General features: G+C 40.6%; 16 protein-coding genes. 12 read left to right on the plus strand and 4 right to left on the minus strand.

The annotated features are described in order from the left end of the window. Nucleotides 1-57: 57 nt before the first annotated feature. The 4 genes from MSC25_RS12390 to MSC25_RS12405 all read left to right on the plus strand — a co-directional run bounded on the left by MSC25_RS12390 (nt 58) and on the right by MSC25_RS12405 (nt 7,556). A complete protein-coding gene (locus tag MSC25_RS12390; RefSeq protein ID WP_121638538.1) occupies nt 58-1,659 on the plus strand; it encodes a hypothetical protein in 1,602 nt (533 codons plus the stop codon). 95 nt (nt 1,660-1,754) lie between these two features. Then, nucleotides 1,755-4,472 carry a TonB-dependent receptor plug domain-containing protein gene (locus MSC25_RS12395; protein WP_248443584.1) on the plus strand — a complete coding sequence of 906 codons (2,718 nt, stop codon included), beginning with the start codon at nt 1,755-1,757 and terminating at the stop codon, nt 4,470-4,472. 367 nt (nt 4,473-4,839) lie between these two features. Then, nucleotides 4,840-5,979 (plus strand): aspartate-semialdehyde dehydrogenase, encoded by a 1,140-nt coding sequence (asd, locus tag MSC25_RS12400; protein ID WP_039972138.1) that lies wholly within the window; start codon nt 4,840-4,842, stop codon nt 5,977-5,979. A gap of 461 nt (nt 5,980-6,440) precedes the next feature. Beyond that, entirely contained in the window at nt 6,441-7,556 is a 1,116-nt protein-coding gene (locus tag MSC25_RS12405) for a DUF748 domain-containing protein (protein WP_248443586.1), read from the plus strand. A gap of 66 nt (nt 7,557-7,622) precedes the next feature. On the opposite strand, the gene MSC25_RS12410 is transcribed toward MSC25_RS12405, so the two are convergent. Then, nucleotides 7,623-8,450, minus strand: a complete 828-nt coding sequence (locus MSC25_RS12410; RefSeq protein ID WP_004586335.1) for an ion transporter — start codon at nt 8,448-8,450, stop codon at nt 7,623-7,625. Between the two features lie 89 nt (nt 8,451-8,539). Between MSC25_RS12410 and MSC25_RS12415 the strand changes: the two genes are divergently transcribed. The 5 genes from MSC25_RS12415 (at nt 8,540) to MSC25_RS12435 (ending at nt 10,440) form a co-directional block, all read left to right on the plus strand. After that, nucleotides 8,540-8,752, plus strand: coding sequence for a hypothetical protein (locus tag MSC25_RS12415; protein WP_004586334.1), 213 nt, complete (start codon nt 8,540-8,542; stop codon nt 8,750-8,752). Between the two features lie 3 nt (nt 8,753-8,755). Beyond that, a complete protein-coding gene (locus MSC25_RS12420; protein WP_248443587.1) occupies nt 8,756-9,037 on the plus strand; it encodes a hypothetical protein in 282 nt (93 codons plus the stop codon). A gap of 59 nt (nt 9,038-9,096) precedes the next feature. After that, nucleotides 9,097-9,288, plus strand: a complete 192-nt coding sequence (locus MSC25_RS12425; protein WP_004586332.1) for a YwbE family protein — start codon at nt 9,097-9,099, stop codon at nt 9,286-9,288. Continuing rightward, entirely contained in the window at nt 9,288-9,803 is a 516-nt protein-coding gene (locus MSC25_RS12430) for a DUF4240 domain-containing protein (RefSeq protein WP_096043004.1), read from the plus strand. The genes MSC25_RS12425 and MSC25_RS12430 overlap by 1 nt, the downstream gene beginning before the upstream one ends. Nucleotides 9,804-9,984: 181 nt before the next feature. After that, nucleotides 9,985-10,440 (plus strand): hypothetical protein, encoded by a 456-nt coding sequence (locus MSC25_RS12435; RefSeq protein WP_248443589.1) that lies wholly within the window; start codon nt 9,985-9,987, stop codon nt 10,438-10,440. Nucleotide 10,441: 1 nt separating this feature from the next. On the opposite strand, the gene MSC25_RS12440 is transcribed toward MSC25_RS12435, so the two are convergent. From MSC25_RS12440 to MSC25_RS12450, 3 genes are all read right to left on the minus strand, one after another. Beyond that, a complete protein-coding gene (locus MSC25_RS12440; protein ID WP_121638558.1) occupies nt 10,442-11,701 on the minus strand; it encodes a Y-family DNA polymerase in 1,260 nt (419 codons plus the stop codon). Continuing rightward, nucleotides 11,689-12,102, minus strand: a complete 414-nt coding sequence (locus MSC25_RS12445; RefSeq protein ID WP_004586327.1) for a S24 family peptidase — start codon at nt 12,100-12,102, stop codon at nt 11,689-11,691. Before MSC25_RS12445 ends, MSC25_RS12440 begins: the two co-directional genes overlap by 13 nt. Nucleotides 12,103-12,183: 81 nt before the next feature. Then, the gene (locus MSC25_RS12450; RefSeq protein ID WP_121638559.1) at nt 12,184-12,603 is read right to left on the minus strand and encodes a MarR family winged helix-turn-helix transcriptional regulator; all 420 of its coding nucleotides are present in this window, start codon (nt 12,601-12,603) and stop codon (nt 12,184-12,186) included. Between the two features lie 123 nt (nt 12,604-12,726). Here MSC25_RS12450 and MSC25_RS12455 point away from each other — a divergent pair, with 123 nt between their 5' ends. From MSC25_RS12455 to MSC25_RS12465, 3 genes are all read left to right on the plus strand, one after another. Further along, on the plus strand, nt 12,727-13,470 hold the full coding sequence (locus tag MSC25_RS12455) for a siderophore-interacting protein (protein WP_248443590.1): 744 nt from the start codon (nt 12,727-12,729) through the stop codon (nt 13,468-13,470). Nucleotides 13,471-13,610: 140 nt separating this feature from the next. Further along, a complete protein-coding gene (locus MSC25_RS12460; protein WP_004586324.1) occupies nt 13,611-14,600 on the plus strand; it encodes an LLM class flavin-dependent oxidoreductase in 990 nt (329 codons plus the stop codon). A gap of 282 nt (nt 14,601-14,882) precedes the next feature. Beyond that, nucleotides 14,883-15,878 (plus strand): patatin family protein, encoded by a 996-nt coding sequence (locus MSC25_RS12465; protein ID WP_029772994.1) that lies wholly within the window; start codon nt 14,883-14,885, stop codon nt 15,876-15,878. Nucleotides 15,879-15,892 lie beyond the last annotated feature (14 nt).

Raw genomic sequence — 15,892 nt, forward strand, 5'->3', positions numbered from 1 at the left:
CTTAAGTTTTTACTTAATGCACTAACAAAATAATTAAATACTTTAACGGAGTGAACAATGAAATTATCTGATTTATTTAAGGTCAGCCTAGTAGCAACTGCAATGACACTAGCTGGCTGTGGCGGCGATATCGAAATTACACCTACTGTAAACGATAACAGCTCGTCAACAGATAACAGTGTTAATAATTCAAACAATACAACTGGTTCAACAACTGAAGAAGAAGCTGTTTGTGCAAGCTACGAATCAGATGCAGGTACGGTAACAGGCGTAGTAAGTGGCATTGATTGTTTATACAACGACTCGTTTGCAAGCAAAACAATTTCTATCACAAGCAACATTACTTTCGCTGAGCTACCTGATGGCGGTGTTCACGTTTTTGAAGATGCATTACAAATTGGCGAAGATGGCAGCACTGTAGATGGCTTTGAAGTACCATCAAATGGTCCAACAATGACTGTTGAACCAGGTGCCGTTTTAGCATTTGGCTCAGGTGAAGCAATTGTACGCATTGCACGTGGTGCAAAAATTCAAGCGGTAGGTACTGAAGAAAAGCCGGTTGTATTTACTTCTGCAAATGCGTTTGACCGTTTTGATACAGCAGGCGAAGGCGCACGCTACGCAGATTGGGGCGGTATCATCATTAATGGTAACGGCATTACTGACCAATGTACTGATGCAGAGCGTGACGGTGGTACGTGTAACGTAGCCTCTGAAGGTATTACAAGCTACTTTGGTGGTAACGATAATGCAGACTCTAGCGGTAATATTAAATGGGCTAAAATTTGGTACGCAGGTTCAGGCCCTCGCGTTGGTGGTGAAGGCGATGATTTGAATTCACTAACACTAAATGCAGTTGGCTCTGGTTCTGAGTTTGATTACCTACACATTCACCAAGGTTTTGATGACGGTATTGAAATTTTTGGTGGTGCTACAACGCTAAAACACGTAGCGGTAACAGATACACAAGATGATTCGTTTGACTTTGACGCAGGTTGGCAAGGTAAAGCTCAGTACTTATTTATTCAACACGGTACTGTAACACTAAACGACGGCACTGTAGTTAACATGGGTAACAATGGCTTTGAGTCTGATGGTGTTAAAGGTTCTTCTACCGAGCAAGTGTCTCCATCTAACCCAACGGTTGCCAATGTAACGGTTGTAACTACAGATGGTAACTCGGTACGTGATGACGACCCTTCACAAGCTTACAAGTTTGATGACCAATTTAATTCAAGCATTTACAACACTGTTATCGTTAAGCAAAACGCAACTAACACGCAATGTATTGAGTTCTCAGGCGACGGTGAAGCACAAGCAGATAAAATCTCATTCACAAGCTCTGTAATGGCGTGTTCTGCAAACTTTACTGATACAGATACGTTTGCAAGCGGCCCATTAGAAGGTCAAACAAAAACAGCGTGGTTTGAAAATGATGGTGCTAACCAAATCTTAACTGATGATGTTGCAGTACTTGCAGATAACGGTTTTGCAACGAACACAGCAGCTGCAGAAGTAACGGTTACTGCAACAGACTTAAGCACAAGCGATTCATTTTTTGAAAGCGTAAACTACATTGGTGCGGTATCGGATCAGGATACAGACTCTAGCTGGTATAAATGGGTTGAAGCGGCTGTTACAGCAGCAAATGCTGACTAAATAGCACACCATTATAACCTCTGATTAAAGGCGCCTTGTGGCTTGTTATTTAAGCGTCAGGCGCCTCTTTTGTATAACCTGATTAGGATTATCTCATGTCTAAAAAGCATAGACTCAATCAAATTACTTGGGCAATTGGTTTAGGTTTAGTCGCTCATTCGACTAGCTTAATTGCTGCACAAGCCGATGAACAGTTAACAAACGAACAAGAAATAGAAGAAGTTGTTGCTGTAGGTACGCGTTTACAAGGGAGCGCTGCGGCAGTTGTAGAAGAACGTAAAAACCAAGCCTTTGTTGCCGATATTTTAGGCTCTGAACAATTATCACGCACGGGCGACAGCGATGCAGCATCTGCGCTTCGTCGAGTGACAGGCCTAACGCTTGTTGATGGTAAGTTTATTTACGTTAGGGGCCTAGGTGAGCGTTACTCTAGTGCGCGTTTAAATGGCGCTTACATCCCAAGCCCAGATTTAACCCGTAACGTTATTCCGCTTGATATTTTCCCTGCAAGTATTATTGAAAGTATGGCTGTTCAAAAAGCTTACTCTCCAGACATGCCAGCAGCGTTTGGTGGCGGTAATATAGATATTAGAACTAAAACCGCACCGAGTGAATTTACAGCAGGCATTGAAGTGGGTGCAGGTTACGATACGGCATCAAGTGATGGCTTTACCTACAATCGTAACGAAAATGGCATTCCAAGTGAGTTATCGCAGGCTATTTCAACATACCGTGGTGATTTTAGTATTGGCAATATTGTTAGTAGTGAAGGCTTTGAAGATGGCGATTTAACGCGTGCAGAACAAGCAACCGCTGTTAATAACGCACTTTTAAAGTCGCTTCCTCGCGATTATGAGTTAAAAGAAGAGTCGTTAGACCCGCGTTATAATATTAAAGCCCATTATGGTGATAGCTTTGAAGAGAGCTATTTTGGCGGCAAGGTTGGGTTTTTACTGGCAGGTGCTTACAAAAACGAATGGGATTTTGAAGAACGCTTTAGCTCAGTTATCACCCAAGATTTAGAAAACGAAGAAGGCAATGTTGATTGTACAACGTCGTTAGCGACCAGTGAAGATGTGAGTAACTCGTGTTACAACACAGTCAAAAATTCGCAAGTGACAACTGAAACCGAAAGTTATAACGGTTCATTAAGCTTGTCATACCGTTTAGGTACGCACAGTATTTCTGCTCAACAGCTTTACATTATTGATAATGAAGATGAGTCTGAAATTGCTATTTCGCAAAGTCCTGCGGGGAGTTCTACGTTTAGTATTGCAGGTGATGGGATTGCAAACCGTAATCATGAGTTTAATTACGAAGAACGCCAATTAAACATTACTCAAGTTATGGGCCAACATACCTTTTTAGATTATTTTGGTATTGGTGCCGATTGGCAGTACACCGAAGCTAAAGCAACGACTGATATACCTACCAGTGCCGATTTTGAGTTTCGTGACTCTTACAATAGTGATGGCAGCTATGCCGGCTCAACTATTACAGGGGATGATAACCGTGTAATTATGTCATACACCAATATGGAAGAGCGTGTTAAGTCGTACGGTGGTAACTTAACGCTGCCGCTTAGCTTTGAGTCTATGGAAGTTGAGTTTAAAGTGGGTTACGATTTTTCTGACAGAGCCCGAATATTTAATACCTCAAGCTTTGCTATAAACAATAGTGGTGGCTCAGGTATTTCAATAAACGACGGTAGCACTGATGCGCTTAATAATAGTGGTTTTTTAACTGACGACTTTATTGATAATAACGCTGTGTTAGTTGACTTTAATGAGCCAACAGCACCTGATGCCGATGATTACATTGCTGCGCAAAAGGTGGATGCAGGTTATGCGTCTTTCGATGTGTTTTATGATCAATGGATAAGAATAAGCGGTGGTATTCGTTATGAAGAATTTAAACAATCTTCTATCGGTACATCGAGCCTTATTTTTGATGAAGACGATTTAAATACCTTTTACGATCCAGATAAAATTCAAGCAGGCTCTGTTATTACCGATGATTGGTATCCGGCACTGTCTGTTACCTATGTAGGTGGCGATGATTACCAAGTGCGCTTAGGTTATGGTGAAACAGTGGTACGCCCTGATTTTCGTGAAGTAGTGCCTGTTACGTATTATGACCCTTTGACCGACATTAGAACGTTTGGTCGTACAGGTATGAAAAGTAGCCCAATTAAAAACTACGACTTACGTTATGAATATTACGGACAAGCCGGTAATTCATTTAGCGTAGCGGCGTTTTATAAAGATATTACTGCGCCAATTGAAACGGTTTTAAACATTGGTGATGAAGATTACTCAGCATCGTTTATAAATGGTGAAACAGCAGAAGTTTATGGTATTGAAGCTGAATGGCTACAAGACTTAACATTTGTAAGTGAAGGCCTATTTACTAGCGGTAATATCACATTAAGTGATTCTGAAGCGTCTATTGACCCAGCACTGGCGGGTACATTAACTAATCCTAAAAAACGTATGACTGGCCACTCTGAATATGTAGTTAATTTACAATTAAACTACGATTCGTTAGATGGCATGCACAGCAGTTCTTTAGTTTATAACGTATTTGGTGAGCGAATTTTAGCAGCGGGTGTTGCTAATAGAGATGACGCGTATGAGCAGCCATTTCACTCACTTGATTTAGTTTATACTTATTACCCTGATTTTAATTCTAAGATTAAGTTTAAAGTTAAAAACTTACTCGATGAAGATCAAGAGGTAACACAATCAGACATTATAGTGCGCTCAAAAGAGCAAGGTGTAACGTTTGATTTAAGTTACAGCTACGAGTTTTAATTTTCTTCCCAAGGAAGGGGGATATAATAAAACCTAACTACCGACTAGCCCTGTATTTAATACAGGGCTTTTTTATGACTATGAAAAATATTTAAGTTTCGCTTTATTCACTAGTTTTAGGGCGCTTGGGGTGTTAGGTTAGCTTTATACTAATCAACTTAAATATCTAGTCATTCTAGTGTGCTAAATAAAGCGCTAAAGGCGTTATAAATTTTTGATGCAGAACAGCTACATATAAAAATTTATGGCTTGTTATCTCGCTATTAATTTGCCGCTATAAATGATTAATAACTTAATATGATTGGTTTTAATAAAAATTAATTCTCACGCAATGAATTTTAATTTTTAATGTATTAAGGCATCTTTTATGAATCAAACAGTGGAAAAAACAATGAAAAAAGTAGGATTAGTCGGTTGGCGTGGCATGGTTGGCTCTGTGTTATTAGAACGTATGCAACAGCAAAGTGATTTTGCACATATCGACACCACCTTTTTCACCACCTCACAAGCTGGGCAACTCGGCCCTGATATTGCTGGCGACGCAAAACCGTTATTAGATGCAAGTGATGTAAATGAACTTGCTAAAATGGATATTATTGTTACCTGTCAAGGTGGTGATTATACCAAAGCGGTTTACCCTAAATTACGCGAATCGGGTTGGGATGGTTACTGGATTGATGCAGCTTCTGCCCTTCGTATGGTTGATGACAGCATTATTGTACTTGACCCTGTAAATAAAGATGTCATTGAACAAGGTTTAGAGCAAGGCGTAAAAACTTTTGTAGGTGGTAACTGTACCGTATCGTTAATGCTACTTGCTTTAGGTGGTTTGTTTGAGCAAGACCTAATTGAGTGGGTAAGCCCAATGACTTACCAAGCGGCCTCTGGTGCCGGCGCTCGTAATATGAAAGAGCTTATTGCACAAATGGGCGCTATTCATTCAAGTGTTGCCGAGCAACTAGATAATCCAAGTTCAGCTATTTTAGAAATTGATAAAATAGTGAGCGAAAAAATGGCTTCAAGCGATTTACCACAAGACCAATTTGGCGTGCCGCTAGCCGGTAGCTTAATTCCTTGGATTGACGTGCCAATGCCAAGTGGCCAGTCTAAAGAAGAGTGGAAAGCTCAGGTTGAAGCGAACAAAATTTTAGGCTCTTCTAAACAGCCTGTGCCAATTGATGGTTTATGTGTACGTATTGGTGCAATGCGTTGTCATAGCCAAGCAATGACCATTAAATTACGTGAAGACATTAGCGTAGAAAAAATTGAAGAAATTTTAGCTTCGCATAACGAGTGGGTTAAAGTTATCCCTAATGAGCGCGAAATTAGTGCAACTGACTTAACCCCAGTTAAAGTAACAGGTACTTTAAGTATTCCTGTTGGTCGTATTCGTAAATTAGCCATGGGTCCTAAATACATTAGCGCATTTACCGTGGGCGATCAGCTGTTATGGGGCGCTGCAGAGCCACTTCGTCGTATGCTTCGCATCATTGTAGACGGTGAATAATTTCTGCATTTAAAAGTATGTATTTAAAAGGGGTTAGCATATTGCTAACCCCTTTTTTAGTTAAGCGGCACTGCATACGCTACTTTATTTTTTCCTTCGTGCTTAGCTTTCGTTTTGCTATTTACAACGCTTGCTCAATGATGCTGTAACGCGCTGTATATAAATGCACTGTATATAAAGCGTATAAGTTTGTGCTTCATTAATACCTAGGAAAAACGTAATAAATATTAATATTGCCATCCCCTATGCTCTGTCGGAGCAGTTATAAAATTAATGAGTATATGAAAGGCTCAGTAAGCTTGCTTAACTCGGCTCATTGCATTTTTTGGTATAGCTTTTGCTCGTACTAATCTATTACACCTTTATTCGCTCGGTTTTCGCTGTTTTGTGAGTACTTAATTCACTTATGCAGGTATTTTTTACTTATGCCGAGATGCTAAGCCTTCACATAAGGATAGATAATGGCTTCTACTTTTAAAAATACACGCAAAAAATGGTTTTATGCTTTAGTGGTGATAGCCTTGGGGTTAATTTTACTCAGAGCTTTAGCCCCTTATGCGGTTCAATATTATGTAAATCAGCAGCTTGAACAAACTCAAGGCATAACAGGGCATGTGGGTGATGTTGATTTGTACTTATACCGAGGCGCTTACGCTGTTGATGAGGTAGAAATTTACGCGGTAGATGCCACGCAGATGCCTAAGCCGTTACTGTCTATTGATACACTTGATTTTTCGCTTGCGTGGTCTGCTTTATTAAACGGTAATTTTGTCACCAACATGGCTTTTACCCGCCCAGAAATTGTTATTTACGATAAAGACCCAACTACCGCTGAACAAAATCAACAGGTGAAAGATGAAACCACGTGGGTAGGCCTTGCTAATGATCTCGTGCCTTTTTCAATTGATACGCTACGTATAGACAATGGTAAAGTAACCTTAGTTAACGCCACCAGCGAAGGAGAGCAGCCTACTTACGTATCAAATATAAACGCTAACATTAACAATATTACCAATGCACAAAACCTCTCTAAAACTTTAGTTACGAGTTTAAAAGTAGAAGGGCAGCTAATGGGCGAAGCTAAGCTGTCTTTAAATGGTAAATTGGACCCCTTTAGTGATGAAGCTAATTTTGATTTTAATGTTGAAGTGCAGCGTTTTTCGGTTAAAAATCTCGAAACTGTTTTTAAAGTGTATACCCCATTTGACATTGAAGCCGGCGGAATAGATGGCGCAATGGAATTGGCCGCTAACAATAATAACTTAAATGGATATGTAAAAGCGGGTGTGCACGATTTAAGTGTTTTTTCGTGGCGCGAAGATATAGAAAAAGATGATGACGGTCTATTTACCGCTATTTTTGAAGGCAGTATTGATTTACTCAGCTCGCTATTAGAAAACGATGAGTCAAAGCTGGTGGCTGCTCGGGTGCCCATAGATGGGCAATTAGATAACGCTGATGTATCTACTTTTGAAGCCGTGGTTTCTGTATTAAAAAATGCGTTTTTTGAAGCTTTTAAAATGAAGGTTGATAATGTTATTTCGTTTGAAAGCACGCAAGAACAACAAGGTGAGTAACTAAAAGCCCTTTGTATTAACTCAATACAAAGGGCTTTTTAAGTTTTAGCAAGTAAAATAGATCAGCTATTTATTGGAGTTGGTAATATCTGAGGTTTTACTTAATAACGTTTTTAGCTCAGCTATTTGCGCTTGTAGTTCAACCACTTGTCCTTGCGTTGCAGGAAGTGAGTTATTATCCGCTTTTAGCTCACGGGCATTACGATGCTCCTCGCTCATTACTTCTAAAATGGCACCTACCATCATGTTTAAAAACACAAACGCAGTTAAAAAGATAAACGTGAGGTAGTAAATCCAGCTTAGCTCGTACACCGCCATGGTTTCGTACATAATGTCGGTCCAATCTTCAAAGGTAGCTATCCTAAATAGCGTTAACATTGAAATGGATACATCTTGCCAAAGTACCGGGTTAATATCGGCAAACATCATACTGCCCATGGCTGCGTAAATATAAAAAATAACAAACATAAGCAGTGCTATATAGCCCATTTGCGGAATGGCTTTAAGCAACGAATTTACAAGCAAACGCAGCTCTGGGATCATAGATACTAAACGCAGTACCCTAAATATACGCAGCAATCGGGCAAGTAACATAGTTGATCCTGCAGCTGGGTATAAGCTGCCAAGTACAATAATGGTATCGAATATATTCCAGCCCTTTGAAAAGAAGTCTTTTATTCCTTTACTTGCAATAAAGCGAATAATGAGTTCGATTAAAAAGAAAGCTGTGATCCCTACATCCATCCAATTTAGAATGAATTCTACAGTGGGGTGAAGAGAATATGTATGAGCACCTACGGTGAGGGCAGAAACAACAATGACAGCTATAACAAATGATTGAAATATCTTGCTTTTGTCTATACGCTGAAACAGCTTTTGTAACTGCGACATCATAATTATGGGTCCTATGCAAAGTCAGGTTTTTATGACGCTAATATACAATAATATTGTTGCTTTCGATAACGAAAGTGTAAGGAATTCTAATGTTAATCAGTCAAATAACTAAAAGCGCATTGCTGTTTGTGGGATTTTCGGTACTTGCAGGGTGTAGCTCCGACGCTCGCTTTCACGAAATTCAATCAGCACGTTTAGATGAATGTAATTATAAAGCCGATAAAGAGTATTACGAGTGCCTTGAAAATCAAGATAAAAATTTTGAAGAGTATAAAAAACAGCAAAGTGAACAAACACAATAATTTATGACTAAAACACAAAAATTGCGCGATAAACAAATACGCCAAGCCCTCACCAACGCCTGTGAGCAAATAAAAGCGACTCATGATGGTTTTGCTTATTTAACTCACACCATTGATTTAAAAAATGAAGCAAAGTCACTAAAAATAAGCTGCTATTTTGAAGATGATATAGCCTATAACGACACCGAAGCGCATTTTTCTCAGCTAGTCGATATTATTAACGCTGAGCTTAGCAAAATAAGCTTACTGGTAGCGGCTAAGCAAATAGCGTTTTTAGTTGATTAACATTGGTTTGCCTAGCTATGGACGTTATAATTACCAAAATTATTTTTAGGATGTAAAGCATGGCTGTTCCATCGCGTTCGCAAATCACACCAGGTACAACCGTAAATATTGTATTAAAAGAAGATCAACGCAGCGGCACATTAACTCAAGGTGTAGTTGAGCGTTTATTAACGAAATCACCTAATCACCCGCATGGTATTAAAGTACGCCTAGAAGATGGTCAAGTCGGCCGAGTAAAAGAGATTTTATAATGACAGCGTTAACAGAGCAGGAATTTTGGGATTTAGTGACCACGCCTGAGTTAGGGCTCGACCCACAAAGCGTAAGCGACAACTTAAAAGCTAAATTGAGCGATTTAACTGACGAGCAGCTCATTGCTTTTGATAAATTTTTTGGTATTCACATGCGCAAATGTTTTACCTGGGATTTATTTGGTGCCGCATTTGTTATGGCTGGCTGTAACGATGAATACGGTTTTAGCGAATTTAGGTGCTGGCTCATCTCCCGCGGGGAGACGGTATTTAATAACGCATTAAGCAATGCCGACTCACTTGCACAGTGCTCCCCTGTGTATTATTTAAATGAGCAACCTTACCCTTATATTGATGAATACGACTTAATAGCCGGTTTATTATTTGAAGAGCGCAACGACGACGAATTACCTTTTGTACCCTCAGGCGAGCAACCTGCAGGTAAACGCTTTAAAGACAAACCCAAGTTTTTAAAACAAAGCTATCCGCAATTATTTGCAAAATACTGGCAGTAAAGTCACTCTTAGTGGTTTATTTATTTAGTAAATAAACCACTTTGTTTTATTACTCGTAAAACATAACTACAACACTGCATTACATAATGCTAAGTGCTGCGTCCTTTTTTTAGATTAAATCTCTGTTATAGTTATAAAAGTTAGCGCCGCACGTTACTTATTACGAGGATACGCCCACTTAATGAAAACCTTACTTTGTTTTTTAATTTCGACAACCTTTATTAGTGCATCTGCATTGGCTGCGCCGAGTAATAAAAGCCGTTTTATACCGTTATTAAAAACAATGCTTGGTGATTACCAGGTGGTAACTGCTAACTCCCCACTGTGTGTGGATAGTCAGTTGAGTTTAATTAACCCAGTTTACCCAGACGCGGGTTTTAAATTAGGCGAGCATATTGCGTTTGAAAGTTTACACAACGGCACCCGTACAACTAAAAAGCCAAATTTTTGTTTTGTAACTAGCTCGTATAAATACAAAAGTGATGGTGTTGATAACAGCTTAAAAATGAGCCGCTGTATTGACCCCAATAACGAAAAAACCATCAGACAAAGCATTAAGTTTACCAGTGTTACAACGCTCGAATATACGCAGAATACCCCCGCAGTAGAGTGCACATTTACAAGACAGGTTGATTAACTTACTTGCAATGAATTTGCGGTATATCGTGCCAGCGCGTTGTGTATTGGGGCGATAAGTAATCTCTGTTCATATGCCAGCCTTGATTTAGTTTGCTGCTGGCTAGGGTGAGTATGCCTTTTCCGTAGCGGTTGTTTATTGTATCAAGACACTGCATTAATTTAGGGTTATCGGCACTTTGGCTAAATAAATCAGTTTGCTGATACTGCACCGAGGTAAGCTCTAAAGCGCCTACACCACATTTATAAAACCGTACACCTGGCTGGTAAATATGAGTAAATACTTCTGATACTGCATTTGCCATTACGCAGGTATCGTTAGTGGGGGTGGCAAATTTATATATAAACGACTTTTTACAATAGCGGTCTTCGTGTTTGCCAGTGGCGGCAAATATATAAAGCTGTTTTGCTAATGAGCGCTGCCCTCGTAGTTTACTGGCAACCGTGGTTACGTGGTTAATAAGGGCGGTTTTAAGTGCAGTAGGCTCACTGATCCGCTCACCAAAGCTGCGAGTAGAATATATTTCTCGCTTATCTTGGCGTACATCGTCCCATGTTAAGCACGCAATACCATTTAGCTCACTTACGGTACGCTCTACCACCACACTAAACGCGCGGCGCATGGTTTTAGGGTTTTGCTGTGCCAGATCCCACGCGGTATGTATGTTCATTATATTAAGCTTTTTAGCTAGGCGCTTACCTATGCCCCATACATCGGCGCAGCTCATTCTTTGTAAAATTGCTTGGCGGCTTTGCTCGTTATGTATAACGGCCACCCCATCAAACCCGCTTAGCTTTTTAGCTGCATGGTTAGCGGCTTTTGCCAAAGTAGGGGTTGGGCCAAAACCAACACCCACAGGGAGTTTAGTTTCGCGCCAAACGGTGCGCCTTATTGTATGCCCGTACTCGTGCCAGTTTTGTATAAGGGGGGTGTAGCCATTAAAGTGCAAAAACGATTCATCAATACTGTATATGTATTGTGTGTCGCAAAAGCGGCCAATTACGTTCATCATTTTGGCGCTTAAATCGGCGTACAACTCATAGTTACTCGAACGTACAACCACCTTGTGTTGCTCAAGCAGGTGCTTAACTTTAAAATAAGGGCCAAATTTAGGAATGTTTAAGCGCCGAGCTATCGGGCATACCGCACATACGCAGCCATCGTTATTAGTTAAAACCACCACAGGTTTAGAGCGAATAGCGGGGTCGAACACTTTTTCGGCACTGGCATAAAATGCAACGGCATCGACTAAGGCGTACATTTTAATAGCTCAGGGCTTGGGCGGTGCATTCTAATCGATAGTGTAACCACTCCCTCTAACTGAAACTCATCAGCTGAGGTTAGTTGTACCGGCTTATGTAAAGGCGATGCAGAGAGTAACCGCGCATTGGTTTTATCTAATAGCTTACACACAAATAAACCATTTAAGTTAGCAACAATAACATCGCCGTTATCGGCTTGCTCAGCACGGTCTACAAGCAGTAAGTCGCCTTCAAAAATCCCCACCTCTTGCATGGAATTACCCGAGGCAATACCAATAAAGGTGGCGTCGGGGTGCTTTATTAATAGCTCATCAAGAGAAACACCGAGCTCGGCGTATTGCGCCGCGGGCGATTCAAACCCACACACACCGGCTTCTATATAAACGGGAATAACAAACATAACACAACCTAAAACGCATATACTGTATAAGTGTACAGTATATGCGTTTTGTGTAAGTTATGCCAAGAAATGAAAGACAGATCACGCCATGTTTTTGATCATTTGTTGTGCGGTATCTAAAAAGTCTTTGATTTGCTGCGGGTTTAAGTTTTTACACATTTGATCATTTATTTCCTGCTCAGAGGCTAATAACTTATCAAATAATGTATTGCCTTGTTCGGTGAGCGACAAAATAAAGCAGCGTTTGTCGTGCTCACTTGCTTGCTTATTAATAAGGTTTAAGGCAATAAGATCTTTAATTAAGCGGGCAATTTGGGCTTTGTCGCGCTGTGTTTTAGTCACAATGTCGTTAGCGGTACAGTTAGATGTACTGGCAATAATGTGTATACAACGCACGTGCATAGCATTAATACCAAGGTCGCCTGCGTTAATAGCCTCGCGAATTGTTACGCGGTAATTTTGCATCAGCTCAAATAGGGTATTTGATAAAAGCGTGTTCATAAGCTCTCTAATGGTTGACAATATCAATTAGTTTGTTATAGTTGATTTTATCAACCAATGGGGCGTTGTGCAATGCTTGCTTTAAAAAGCAGTTAACTATTTTGTTAAACGAGGTGATTTTAAATGGGTAAACAAGTTCGCAAAGCTACGGTACTAAGTACTGAACAAATAACACCGCATTTACAGCGCATTGTTGTAGGCTCAGATGAGTTTTCGGATTTAACACAAGCGCATATTGGCAGCTATGTAAAAGTGCTTATCCCCCAAAATGGCAAAGTTGATTTTAATTTAAAAACCGCGTGCATGCGCTCTTACACAATAAGAGACGTTGATGATGCAACGGGCGCGTTAACGCTCGACTTTGTAATAAACATGCACCAAGGTCCGGCTACGCAATGGGCTATAACTGCAAAAGTAGGTGACGAGGTTGGCATAGCGGGCCCAGGCCCTAAAAAGCTTGATAATTACCAGCATCCGCATTATGTATTGCTAGGCGATTTAACCTCAGTTAATGCAATAAAAGGGTACATGCAGCAGTTACCCGCCAGCGCAAAAATTGACGCGTTTGTGCATGCCCCTACAGAGCAAGACATTATTGATTTAAACACGCAGCGCGATGTTAATTGGTTAATTACAGATACACCGGATACGGATATGCTCAGCGCGCTTAACAATTTGCCACACACAAACGAGCCACCTATTGTATTTATGGCATTAGAGGCAGGGTTAGTACGTAAAGCAAAAACCTTACTTACCCAGGATTGTAATATACCGCGCAGTAATATAGTTTCCTCTGGTTATTGGAAAAAAGGCGTAGACTCAGAGGGTTATAAAAAAGAGCGCCAGCAAAGCCCTGAGCTTGCATAAATACCTTAGAGCAAAACAGCCTAACGCTATTTTGCTTTTATCCGTTACCTAACTTGAATTGAATAAATAGCAGACCCATTTAAGTGTTTTATGCTGATGATGAAGCCCATTATTAGCATGCATTTTAAGGAGCTGCTATTTTGTTATCTTCCATTCCCTTTTCGTTATTAGAGCTTGCCCCCATGATCAAAGGGGACAGCGTTTCTCATACGCTCAATAAAACCACCAAATACGCCCAGCGCGCCGACCAATTAGGGTTTAACCGCTTTTGGCTGGCCGAGCACCACAATATGCCTGGTATAATTTGTGCTGCCACCTCAATATTAGTAGGTCACATTGCAGGTAAAACTCAGCGTATACGGGTTGGCTCTGGCGGAATAATGCTGCCGAATCATTCGCCCTTAGTTGTGGCTGAGCAATTTGGTACGTTAGAGAGTTTATACCCTGGACGAATAGATTTAGGCCTTGGCCGCGCCCCTGGTAGTGATCCAGTAACCAGCCGTGCGCTAAATAATGATATGAGCCGCGCAGAAAACTTCCCGGGGGAGGTAACAGAGCTGCAAACATTATTAGGCCCATACAATGGCACACACCCTATACGTGCTATTCCGGGGGAGGACACAAACGTACCGCTTTGGTTATTAGGCTCAAGTTTGTTTAGCGCCCAATTGGCTGCGCAAAAAGGGTTGCCTTATGTATTTGCAGGGCACTTTGCACCACGTTTTGTACACGATGCCATTGCGCTATATAAGCGAGAATTTAAAGCCTCAAATGTACTCGATAAACCCTATGTAATGCTTGCTTTACCGCTGGTAGCAGCAGAAACCGATGAAGAAGCGCAGTACCTATCTACCACCTCAAAGCAACGCGTGCTTGAATTAATACGCGGCAAAGAGCTATGGCTAAAGCCACCGGTAGAGAGTATGGAAGGTTTATGGAGTGAGCAAGAGCGCGCCCACGTAGAAAACTTTTTAAGCTTAAGCGTTGTTGGCGGGCATGTGAGTATAAAACATAAATTACAAATGATAGCGAAAGAGCTAGAAGTGGATGAGTTTATATTTACCAACGATGTTTACGACAGCGAAAAACGCCACCGAGCTTTAGAAATTTTAATGGAAATAAAGCATTAATTAAAAAAGGAAGTGTTTAGTTAAGCAAGCGTACACACAAGCCTTGCTACTATGTAGACATCATTAAAAGTGAATACAAACTTATTAACTTTAAGTGATGTCTGAACAAACACTTTCGATAATTAAACATATTTAGGTTGCCAAGGATAAGGCCCATTTTGCATTATTTATCGTTCTGTTTTTTCAATCAAACTGATTTAAACAATCAATTTTAAGGCATCACTTTTATTTTTTATAATGTAGTTATTAACCAAACATCATTAAATTAAAGGAAGGTACACCGTGAACGCTCTAACAACCGCATCGGCTAATTCAGTTACTCATACAGCGCAGCCAAAAGTTGCTCTGATAGCTGAAGGTGGCGGACAACGAGGGATATTCACAGCCGGTGTATTAGATGCATGGTTAGAGCAAAACTACGACCCATTTGATTTATTTATTGGCACCTCTGCCGGCTCGCAAAATTTAACAAGCTATTTAGCACGCCAAAAAGGTTACGCTAAACGCTTAATTAGAGGGCTTTCTCGTAACAAACGCTTTTTTCAATTAGGGCGTGGTTTAATGGGCAAGCACATTGTTGATTTAGACTGGTACTTTGAAAAAACCACCGAAGTAAACAGAGCCCTTGATTTTAAAACAGCAAAAACCAGCTTAGGCGAGCGAGAGCTGCTTATAACGGCAACCAATGCACGCGACAGAAAAGCCTATTACCTTTCACCTACAGGCGAGGGTAAGCAATGGCGAGATTTGTTAAAAGCATCGAGCGCGTTACCTTTTTTGTATAAACAAGGGGTTAAACTTACTCCTTGGTTAGGTACAAAAGCGGCAAACGAAGCGCATTTAGCTGCAGAGCAATCAAGTGAAGATTTTTATTTAGATGGCGGCTTAGCTGCGCCCTTGCCTGTACGCGAAGCTTATAACCGTGGCGCACGAAAAATCGTGGTAATAAGAACCGTTGATGAGCATTTTCAGGCGCAAACTGCATGGGTTCAAAAGCTTAGAACATTTGCATGTGCATCAGGCTACTGCCCAAAAACACTTGATTACTTGATTCAACACGAGCAAGCATACCTAGACGAGCTAACGTTTATTGCCAATCCGCCTAGTGATGTAGAAATTATACAAATTTTTGCAGACGAAAAGCTACACAGTAAATTATTAGGTAGCTCAAACGACGATTTACGCTTTGATCATAAGCTAGGTGTAAAAGCAGGCCGCGCTTATTTAAAAAGCCAAAACGCACGTATAGTAGATTACGCACACAGCTACGCTATGTAGCTGTGTATTAACGC

The organism is Pseudoalteromonas sp. 1CM17D, from assembly GCF_023161805.1.
Taxonomy (GTDB): Bacteria; Pseudomonadota; Gammaproteobacteria; order Enterobacterales; family Alteromonadaceae; genus Pseudoalteromonas; species Pseudoalteromonas atlantica.